Origin of the sequence: Hydrogenimonas sp. (genome assembly GCF_029933015.1) — a bacterium.
GTDB lineage: Bacteria > Campylobacterota > Campylobacteria > Campylobacterales > Hydrogenimonadaceae > Hydrogenimonas.
In genome coordinates, this window is sequence record NZ_JAOZOZ010000058.1 from 1 (window position 1) to 9810 (window position 9810).

General features: G+C 55.9%; 8 protein-coding genes. All 8 read right to left on the reverse strand.

Translation table 11 applies throughout. From position 1 onward, the window contains the following. Positions 1-1607, reverse strand: a 1607-nt coding sequence (locus Q1K23_RS05405; RefSeq protein WP_300363079.1) for a molybdopterin-dependent oxidoreductase, incomplete at its 3' end; no start/stop codon positions are given. A gap of 287 nt (positions 1608-1894) precedes the next feature. Then, positions 1895-2236 carry a c-type cytochrome gene (locus tag Q1K23_RS05410; protein ID WP_300363081.1) on the reverse strand — a complete coding sequence of 114 codons (342 nt, stop codon included), beginning with the start codon at positions 2234-2236 and terminating at the stop codon, positions 1895-1897. A 78-nt stretch (positions 2237-2314) separates the two neighbouring features. Next, on the reverse strand, positions 2315-3805 hold the full coding sequence (locus Q1K23_RS05415) for an FAD/NAD(P)-binding oxidoreductase (protein ID WP_300363082.1): 1491 nt from the start codon (positions 3803-3805) through the stop codon (positions 2315-2317). Between the two features lie 69 nt (positions 3806-3874). Then, entirely contained in the window at positions 3875-5476 is a 1602-nt protein-coding gene (recJ, locus tag Q1K23_RS05420) for a single-stranded-DNA-specific exonuclease RecJ (protein WP_300363084.1), read from the reverse strand. Then, positions 5473-7107: a glutamine hydrolyzing CTP synthase gene (gene pyrG, locus Q1K23_RS05425; protein ID WP_300363085.1), complete on the reverse strand. Its 1635-nt coding sequence runs from the start codon at positions 7105-7107 to the stop codon at positions 5473-5475. The genes recJ and pyrG overlap by 4 nt, the downstream gene beginning before the upstream one ends. A 155-nt stretch (positions 7108-7262) precedes the next feature. After that, entirely contained in the window at positions 7263-8876 is a 1614-nt protein-coding gene (locus Q1K23_RS05430; RefSeq protein WP_300363087.1) for a cation:proton antiporter, read from the reverse strand. Positions 8877-8991: 115 nt separating this feature from the next. Then, a complete protein-coding gene (locus Q1K23_RS05435; RefSeq protein ID WP_300363088.1) occupies positions 8992-9384 on the reverse strand; it encodes a DUF6858 family protein in 393 nt (130 codons plus the stop codon). A 100-nt stretch (positions 9385-9484) separates the two neighbouring features. Next, the gene (locus Q1K23_RS05440; protein ID WP_300363090.1) at positions 9485-9688 is read right to left on the reverse strand and encodes a DUF2892 domain-containing protein; all 204 of its coding nucleotides are present in this window, start codon (positions 9686-9688) and stop codon (positions 9485-9487) included. Between the last annotated feature and the right edge of the window lie 122 nt (positions 9689-9810).

Below are 9810 nucleotides of genomic sequence, written 5' to 3' on the forward strand. Positions count from 1 at the left end.
CCGCGCATGATTTCGATGACCGGTTTGGTCTCGTACATCGGATCGATCACTTTGTTTCTCACGGCGATGGAGGGTTCGGGTCCGCCGAAGGTCTTGACCGGGTCGGTCCTTTCGAGATAAGTACACTCCGGCAGCACGACATCGGCGAACATGACCGTATCGCTGGGCATCGTGTCGATCGCCACGATCAGATCGAGCCCTTTGAGGAATTTGGCGGTTTTGGCCGTATTGGGCATGTTCATCATCGGATTGTGCTTGTAGAGGAACATTCCCCGGATCGGGTAGACGCTTTTGCCTTCGAGTACGCGGTTTCTGAAACCGATCCAGGATCCTCCGCCCGATACGATCGCACAGTCGGAGTAGCCGGGTTTTCCTTTGGCGCGGGCGACATCCACCCCTTCGGCCTGGGCGTACATCGGCGCGACGATGTCATGGCCTTTAAGAGGCAGCTTTTTCCCGAAGACGAGCCCGCCTTTCGTGTCGATACCGCCTCCGAGCGCCTGGAAGATCGCCATGGCACGGCGAAGCTGGAAATCGTTTTTGGCGAAAGTACTTCGGCGGCCTGGATAGTAGACCGCTTTGGGGGCGTGCTTCATGAAGTCGCGGGCGATCTCGTAGATATCCTTGGCCGGGATGCCCGTGATCTTTTCGGCCCATTCCGGCGTGTACTCTTCGGCGTAGAGGTGATTTTTGTACTGCTTGAAGCCGTTGAAATACTTCTCGACATAGGCTTTGTCGTAGAGCTCCTCCATCACGGCGACATAGGTGAGCGCCAGAACGAAGGCCAGGTCGGTACCCGGCTTGATCGGCAGCCATTTGTCCGCTTTGGCGGCCGTGTTGGTAAAGCGCGGATCGACGCAGATCAGTTTGGCGCCGCGTCCCTTGGTACGCTTGAAAAAGTCCATCGTATCAGGCGTGACGATCGCTTCGGCGCGGTTGGCACCCGCCATGATGATGTACTCCGCATTCTCCAGATCCGCCTGGGGATAGGCACCGATCGTGACACCGTAGCCCGAAACGACGGTCCGAAGACACAAGGACGCGTGATTGAGCCAGTTGGAAGAGCCGAAACCGGTATAGAACGTCTTGAACGTATGCTCGGCCATTCCCTCGCCGGCACAGAAGAAGATCGTCGACCGGTTGTCCTTCTCTTCGTCCAGGATCTTCGCCAGGCCCGGAAATTTGTCGGTACCGTTCAAAATCGCGTCGTAGGCTTCGTCCCACGAAACACGCTTGAATTTTCCCTCACCCTTCTCTCCGACGCGTATCATCGGATATTTCAGCCTGTCCGGATCGTAGAGCGCCTGAATACCGGCATTTCCCCGGGGACAGAGCATGTTGCGGGATTTCGGAAACATCGGGTTGGGATCGAGCTTGGTCACGACCCCGTCTTCCACCCGCGCCAGCGCCGCACACTTGTTGACGCACATTTCGCAGAGTGTGGGGATCAGTTCCGCTTCACCCGTACCGGTTTTCGTAGTGATGGAGAGCTCTCCATGTTCCTTTTCGTTGGAAAAAAGATTGCTCGGTGCCATCGACATGCCGCCAATTACGGTCATCGCGACGCTGCCCTGCAGGAAGCGTCTTCGGGAAATTTCGACCGCCATATCTCCTCCTTCTATATCAATATAATTCCATCATAAATAAGACATATTTAATCTTATTTATAAAGTCACATTAAATTTTAGTACAAAGAAGCTTATACTATTCTTCTTATGCTTTTTATCAGTAAATTTGAACAATAGAGATTTTATCTGGCAGAATTATCAAATGTTACGAAGATACATCAAGCACCGAATTTGAAAAGAGAGAATTTTTCGAGAAAAGCGATAGAGTGAAAATTGAAATTGAAGGGACAGCGGGAAATGGAGACGACAATTGCCGTCTCCGTAATTCAATTGGCTTCGGGATTGAAAGAGTAGTAGAGGTATTTCGCCATCGTCTGGGGATCGACGTGGATACCTTTTTTCTTTTCGAGGACTTCCATATTGTGGGTCATCGCTTCGTGCTTGCTCGCTTCGAACCCTTTCTCTTTGAGGTTCATCAGCGCATCGAAGAGCTCGTTGATATCCTTGTCGTTGAGGGCCGGGCCCTTTTTGGCGGGGTTCCCCTCGCCGTTGGCACCGTGACACTTCTTGCAGTATTTTTCATAGATTTGCGCATTGCTCATCTCCACCGCCATCGCACCGGCGCTCAATACCGTCATACAGGCGACGGCTCCCACTATTTTTTTCATTCGCATAGTTTCTCCTTCTTCGGAAATATTTTTCATTTTATCGTCAAATCGTGAAATCATTGTGAATGACGTCCGATTTTACATCAGGCCCCGCATCATCAGGTTCCAGTACATCGGCTTGAGCATATAGAGGTCGAATGCCCACCATATCCAGCGAGGCTTCGAAGGATCGAGCGGGAACGACGGCGCCGGTCCGTCGTAGTTGAACTCCGCCAGCATGATTTCACCATATTCCGTTTTCAAAGGACAGACGGTATAACCGTCGAATTTCTCGGTCGGTTCCTTGCCTTCCATGACAGAAACCAGGTTCTCCTGCAGGATCGGTCCGTGGTGACGCGCCGAACCACCCGTCTTTCCGAGGGGAATACCGAGAATATCGCCGATACCGAAGACGTTTTTGTACTTGATGTGCTGGAGTGTATAGCGGTCTGCCGCCATCCACCCTTTGGCCGTACCCTTCTGCCAGCCGATCGGAGAGTTGGCGACGGCGTCGACACCCTTCATCGGAGGAACGATGTGAATGAAGTCGTACTTCATTTTGACTTTCTTGACCATCGGAATGACCTCGAACTCTTCGAGATCCTCGTCCCACTCCCCTTTTTCGAGATAGTGATAGTCGAAAGTCGCCATTTTGTCATCGGGATCGATCTCCACCAAATCGTGGCCGAAGGCGTCGTAGATGTTGCCGTAATCGACCGTCAGCTTCAGCAGGGTCTGGTTGTAGGATTTGATACCGAAGAGCTTGCCACCCTTTTTGGCGAAGGTGAATTTCGCGTTGTCGTGGATGTCCTTGCCACCAAGAGGGCTGTTGCCGCGGAGCATGTCGTCGCTCAGATAGAGAATCTTCTGGGGCGCGCCACCACACTTGATCGGCGTGCTCGGCTGCGTACAGATGACGTGCAGAGGGTTGCCAGGATCGCGTTTTTCCGCTTCGGCGCGCAGTTGCTTGAACCACTCCCATGTGGCCACACCGCCTTTGGCCGTTCCTTTCACCGGATCGTTCAGATAGACGCTGGAGATCCCTTTCTGTCCGACCAGATCGGGACTCATACCCTTGATACGTTCGTAGTCGTACTGCAGACCCGTCGCCACGATCAGGAAGTCGTAGCCGATCTTTCCGTTTTTGGCCGTCTCGACACTGTTGCTGTCCGGATCGAACGCCTTGACTTCGTCCTTGACCCATTTGACCCCATCGGGCATCAGGTCGGCGTTGGGCTTGCGAATGTCCTCTTCGGTGTAGAGACCTGCCGCCATGAAAACCTGGCCGGGCTGGTAGAGATGGATGTCGTTGGGAGCGATGAGTACGATTTCGGCATTGGGTGCCGCTTTTCTCATGCGCGCAGCCGCCATGATACCGCCGGCACCGCCGCCGACGATGACGATTTTGGCCTTCTTGTCACTGGAAGCCATCGCCTTGGTCGCCGCGTTGGCGGATGTGGGCGCCGTGCCCATCATCGTCGCCGCTCCTCCGAGGCCCATCAGCTTCAGAGCGTCGCGTCGGCTCATGCCCTCTTTCTTCATGAGCTCTTCGATAACCTCCTGGCTATGTTTCAACATTTTTTTGTCCATACTGTCACTCCTGTAATTGCGAATGTCCCTATTATAAGTATTAAAGGTAAAAATTATCTTATTTTTACATCAGTATATTTTATCGACGAGTAGTTGGATCGAGCGGCGGCCATTGAACTCGTTGACCTGAAGAGTCCCTGAAACATCGATATTCCGGCCCGGAGAGACCATTTTTTCGAAACCGAACTGAATGGCCTGCAAAGAAAAATTTTTATCGCCTAAAAGCAGCCTCATATGGTTTTTTTCGGCCCCGATCGCATTGGCATCAATAACACTGATATTTTTGATCAGAAATTTTGGTCGTTGATTGGCTTCTCCATAAGGTTCGTAGCGATTGAGTATCTCCATCAGCTCCCAGTCGATCTCCCCAACGGGAAGCACCCCCAAAACATTCTCTTTGGGCAGGAACAAAGAGGGGTCGAGTCTTGCGGCATGATCGCAGATCCTCTCCCGCAGTGCTTCGATATCGCCCGCTTTGAGTGAAAGGCCCGCCGCCATCTTGTGGCCGCCGAATCCCGTCAGCACCTCCCGACTCGCCTCCAACAGGCCGAAGAGATCGACATCGCCGATACTGCGGCCGCTCCCTTTCGCCCTCTCCCCGTCGATCGACAGGACGATCGCCGGCTTCTTGAAGCGGTCCACCAGGCGCGAGGCGACGATGCCCACGACACCTTCGTGCCACCCCTCTCCGGCGACCACGAGAAGAGGGGCTCCGGGATCGGCCTGTTCCAATGCGGCCTGGGTGGTTTCCGCTTCGATCCGGCGCCGCTTCCGGTTGAGCCCATCGAGCGCCAGCCACCCTTCGCTCGCCTCGCCGAGATTCCTTGCACGCAGAAACCTCAACGCTACAGAAGCGTCCTCCATCCGTCCGGCGCTGTTGATCCGGGGTGCGATGCCGTATCCGATATCCTCCGCCGTAAAACGGCTCTTTCCCAGATAGGCCCGTACCGCTTCGAAAGCGGGACGCCTCGACGCCGAGAGCATCTCGAGTCCCTTTTGCACGAGAGGACGGTTGATGGAAATCAGCGGCATCACGTCCGCCACGATGGCCAGAGCCAGCAGATCGAGAAATCGCCCCATCTTCAGGTCGATCCCCATCCGCTGCTTGAGCGCACCGATCAGAAACCACGCCACCTGCGCCCCGCATATCTCGGGATAGGCGAAACTGCACTCGGATTTCTTGGGGTTGACGATGGCAAAAGCGTCGGGAAGGGTTTCGGCGGGAGTGTGATGATCGGTGATGATCAGGTCGATACCGCGCGCTTTGCAGCGCTCGGCCGCCTCGAAAGCCGTGATACCGTTGTCGACGGTGACGACCAGATCCGCTTCGATGCGGTCGACGATGTTCGGAGAGATGCCGTAGCCGTCACGAAAACGGTTCGGAATGAGACTTTGGACCGGGTAGCCGACGATCTCGAAAAACTCCTCCATCAGCGCCGTCGAGACGACGCCGTCGACATCGTAATCGCCGACGACGACGATACGCTCTTTTTTTTCGATCGCCCGGACGATCCTCTCCGCCGCCCGGTCCATATCGTGCAGTTGGGAAGGAGAAGGCAGCTCTCTGAGGCTTTTGAAGCCGTCACCGAAACGCGCCTCGAGAATCGCTTCGATCTTCTCCTTGGTCAGCAGAGGGAGGCCGCCCTCCATCGGTGTCGAACGCCGCGTCACTCGTTTTCGGCGTTTTTGGCACTCAACGCGGCCCTGGAGAAGGCGAGAATCGACGGATTGGGATTCTGCAGGCGCGACGTGAACTCGGGGTGGAACTGCACACCCAGGAACCAGGGATGATCCTTGACCTCCACCGCTTCGATCAGGCCGTTGCTCTCGCCCGAGACGATCATCCCGGCCTTCTCGAGCCGGTCACGGTAGGCGGGATTGGCTTCGTAGCGGTGGCGGTGACGCTCGTAGATGATCTTTTTGCCGCCGTAGGCCTCGAAGAGTTTCGTCCCCTCCCTGATCTCGCAGGGATAGGCGCCCAGGCGCATCGTACCGCCCAGGGGGCTTTTGTGGGTGCGCACCTGCTTTTCGCCCGACTGGTCGATGAACTCGTCGATCAGATAGATCAGCGGCTCGGGCGTTTCGGGATCGAACTCCACCGAATTGGCCGCTTCGATGCCCAGTACGTTGCGGGCGTACTCGATCATGCTCAGCTGCATCCCCAGGCAGATGCCCAGGTAGGGAATCTTGTTTTCGCGGGCGTGTTTGATCGCCATGATCTTGCCCTCCACGCCCCGCACGCCGAATCCGCCGGCGACGAGAATGCCGTCGACTTCCCCGATCGTCTCCTCGACACCCTTTTCCTCGATGTCCTCGCTGTCGACCCAGTGCAGGTTGATCCGCGTATCCAGCGCTGCACCGGCGTGGATCAGCGCCTCGGTCAGGGACTTGTAGGACTCCTTGAGGCCCAGGTATTTACCTACGAAGGCGATCGTGATCTCGTCGCGGGGGGCGATGATCCGCTTGACCAGGATGTCCCACTCCTCCATGTTGGGCTCTGTGTCGGCGAGATGGAACCGTTTGATCAGCGGATGCATGATGCCGTCTTTGAGAAAGTTGAGGGGCACCTGGTAGATCGTCGGTGCGTCCATACACTCGATGACACTGTCCATGTCCACATCGCAGCTGACGGCGATCTTTTTACGGAGCTCCTTCGGGAGCGGCTTCTCGCAACGGGCGATGATCATATGCGGCGTGATACCGATGCGCCGCAGCTCCTGCACGCTGTGCTGGGTCGGTTTGGTTTTGAGTTCCCCGGCGGCCTTGATGTAGGGGACCAGCGTGACGTGGATGTTGATGACCCTCTCGCTGCCCAGTTCGTGCTTGATCTGGCGGATCGTCTCCAGAAACGGCAGCCCTTCGATGTCGCCGACCGTACCGCCCAGCTCCACGATCAGCACGTCCTTGCCCTTGCCGGCCGCGAAGATACGCTGCTTCACCTCGCCCACGATATGAGGGATTACCTGGATCGTCTTGCCAAGATACTCGCCCTTGCGCTCTTTCGTCAGAACGGAGTGGTAGATCTGCCCCGTGGTGAAGTTGTTCTTTTTGCTCAAATCGACGTTCAGGAAACGCTCGTAGTGCCCCAGGTCGAGATCCGTCTCGGCACCGTCGGCCGTGACGAAGACCTCCCCGTGCTCCAGGGGACTCATCGTCCCGGGATCCATGTTCAGATAGGGGTCCATCTTCAAAATCGAGACGTTCAGCCCCGTCTGTTTCAGAAGCGTCCCCACGCTCGCCGCCGTGATTCCCTTGCCCAGAGAACTCAGAACACCGCCGGTTACGAAGATATATTTGGTCATGCACAGCCCCTCGATCGCAAAAGTAAAATCTTTTGCGATTGTATCCAATGGCCCCTAAGGGGGAGGTAAAGTGGGGAACAGGGAAACGGGAATCGGGAAACGGGAAAGAGGGAAAGAGGGAACGGGGAACAGGGAACGGGGAATGGGGGTGCTTTTCAGGTTGCGAAAAGCCTGCAGCGCATCGCTTCGGCCACCAGGAGCCTCGCCATCTCCTGGCTTTCGACAACCACGTGGTCCACATCCAGGCCCGCGATCAGTTCCGCTTCGGAGCGGGTTTTCACCTTCGCCACGACGTTGGCTTCGGGGGCCGTGTTTTCCAGGGCTTCGCAGATGAGTCTGAGGTGTCGGGCGTTGTCCACGGCGACGATGACGGCGCTCGCCTGCGCGACGTTGAAATGCTTCAGGGTCTCCTCGTTGGCGGCGTTGGCGAAAAAGATCGGCTCTCCCGCCTTCTGCCCCTCTTCCATGCGGTGGATGTCGTGCTCCAGGACCACATAGTGGGCCTGCTGCTTTTTGAGCTCTTCGGTCACCTTCTGCCCGAGGGGGCCGTAGCCGCAGACGACGACATGGTTCGAAAATCCCGTCGATTCGACCCTGGCGAACTCCGGCTCCGGTTCGGGCATGATCATGTCGGCGATATCGCGAATGCGCCCAAGGATGAAAACGGAGACGATCATCGAGACGATGATGGCGCTGAGCATGACCTGGGTGATGCGCATATCCAGCAGGCCGTTCGCCTGCGCCAGGGCGAAGACCGCCAGGGCGAACTCCCCCACCTGTGAGAGCGTGAGGGCGGTTTTTAGCGCCACACGGGGACGGGTGAAGAAACGCAGAAAGAGAAAGATCGTACCGAATTTCATCGCCATCACGGCCAGCGCGATCACGAGGATCCAGCCGATGTTCTGGGCCACCACGGCCAGGTCGATCTGCATGCCCACCGTCGTGAAGAAGAGGCCAAGCAGCAGATCCCGGAAAGGCACCAGTTCCGCCTCGATCTTGTATTTGTAATGGGTTTCGGCGAGCATCATGCCGGCCAGAAAAGCCCCCAGCGAGTAGCTGAAGCCGAAAAAGTGCGCCAGCTGCGCCGACCCGACGACGATCAGCAGAATCGTGGTCAGAAAGATTTCGGTGGAGTTGGTCCTGGCGATCTGCGTCAGGACCCATTCGAGAAGATATTTACCGACCAGATAGATGATGATCCCCACCGCCACGGCGTCGATCAGCGTCTGCCAGAGCATCCCTCCCAGGTCGCCGCTTCGGGAGGAGAAGATCGTGATCATCAGCAGGATCGGAATGACCGCCATATCCTGAAAGATCAGGATGCCGACCGCTTTGCGCCCGTAGGGGGCGTGCATCTGCCCCGATTCGCTCAGCATCTTCAAAACGATCGCCGTCGAGGAGAGCCCCAGGGCGAGCCCCACGATGATGGAGCCCTGAAAGGGCAGCTCCGCAAGTTTGTGAGCCAGAAAACCGAAAACCACGGCGCTCAGCGTCAGTTGCATGAAACCGAAGAGAAAGACTTCCCGTTTCATCCTGACCAGATGGCGATAGGAGAACTCCAGCCCGATCGTGAACATCAAAAAGACGATGCCGAACTCCGCGATATGGTTCAGCTGCTCGGTGAAATCGTGGTGCAGATCGAAAAATGTGGTGACGGCGACACCCGTGATGATGTAACCGATGACGGTGGGAATGTTGAAACGCTTAAGCAGCGAATTGATGACGACGGAGAGAAAGGTCGCCAGAAGGATGATCGAGAGGTAATTCATACCCGATTATATCAAAGGTGCCGCAGCAAAGTGGCGACGAAATCGTGCAACCCGCCGAAAATCAGCGGGCCGAAGAAAAGAAGCCGGAAGAATGCCGGTGACTTCGGCATGCCTATCAGGCGTTTTTGAGCGCTTTGCTCCACGCTTCCATCGCTTCGTTGGCCTGGGGATTGGGCGCTTCCATGAAGATGACGACGAATTTGTCACCCATGTCGCTGACACCGATGGAGCGGGGGCGGACCGCCATCACTTCCGGTGTCGGAAGCTCTTTGCCGAAACAGAAGACGATGTTTTTCGCGGCCTTGATATTCTCGTTGACATTGCCTTCGGGCAAAGATGTGGTGTGGGCGTAGTGGTCGAAGGTCGCGATATAGACGGCCACCGGATGGGCGTCGATCTTCTCTTTGAAATAACTGATCACGTCGTCGACCGTTTTGCACGTCGTCTCGTTCTTGTCGATGAAAAGCTCGAAAATGGGATACTTCTCTTTAAAGACTTTCTGGGTCATTCACACTCCTTGATTCGATGATGTTTGTCGTGGAATTGTATCGAAGAAAAAGAAAAACTCCACCGAATAATAATTATAAGGTGGAGTTCGAGAGATATTTTTAAGATTTGTCGGAGCCGTCACCCTTGTGGCAGCCCGTGTTGATTCCCAGAGGCAGGTAGAGAGGACAGATACCCACTGCGCCGGTCACGAGCGGTACAAGCCCTACGGCGCCCCACCAGTTCTGCGCCGCGACCCCCCATCCGATGATGGCGAGTCCCAGTACGATACGTACGATCCTGTCGATTTTTCCTTCGTTGCACATGATTTTCTCCTTTGGGTTTTACATACCAGGAATGCGGGGGATTTTGCCGAGTTTCGAGTTTCGGCAATACCATCCCCACCCTTTTTTGAGCCAGTGGCCGACGATCGGCATCGGGATCATCT

Excerpts from the sequence above, each read along its gene's own strand:
- Q1K23_RS05415 (WP_300363082.1), bottom strand. The coding sequence starts at position 3,805 with ATGGACAAAAAAATGTTGAAACATAGCCAGGAGGTTATCGAAGAGCTC.
- pyrG (WP_300363085.1), bottom strand. The coding sequence starts at position 7,107 with ATGACCAAATATATCTTCGTAACCGGCGGTGTTCTGAGTTCTCTGGGC.
- Q1K23_RS05435 (WP_300363088.1), bottom strand. The coding sequence starts at position 9,384 with ATGACCCAGAAAGTCTTTAAAGAGAAGTATCCCATTTTCGAGCTTTTC.
- Q1K23_RS05440 (WP_300363090.1), bottom strand. The coding sequence starts at position 9,688 with ATGTGCAACGAAGGAAAAATCGACAGGATCGTACGTATCGTACTGGGA.
- Q1K23_RS05410 (WP_300363081.1), bottom strand. The coding sequence starts at position 2,236 with ATGAAAAAAATAGTGGGAGCCGTCGCCTGTATGACGGTATTGAGCGCC.
- Q1K23_RS05430 (WP_300363087.1), bottom strand. The coding sequence starts at position 8,876 with ATGAATTACCTCTCGATCATCCTTCTGGCGACCTTTCTCTCCGTCGTC.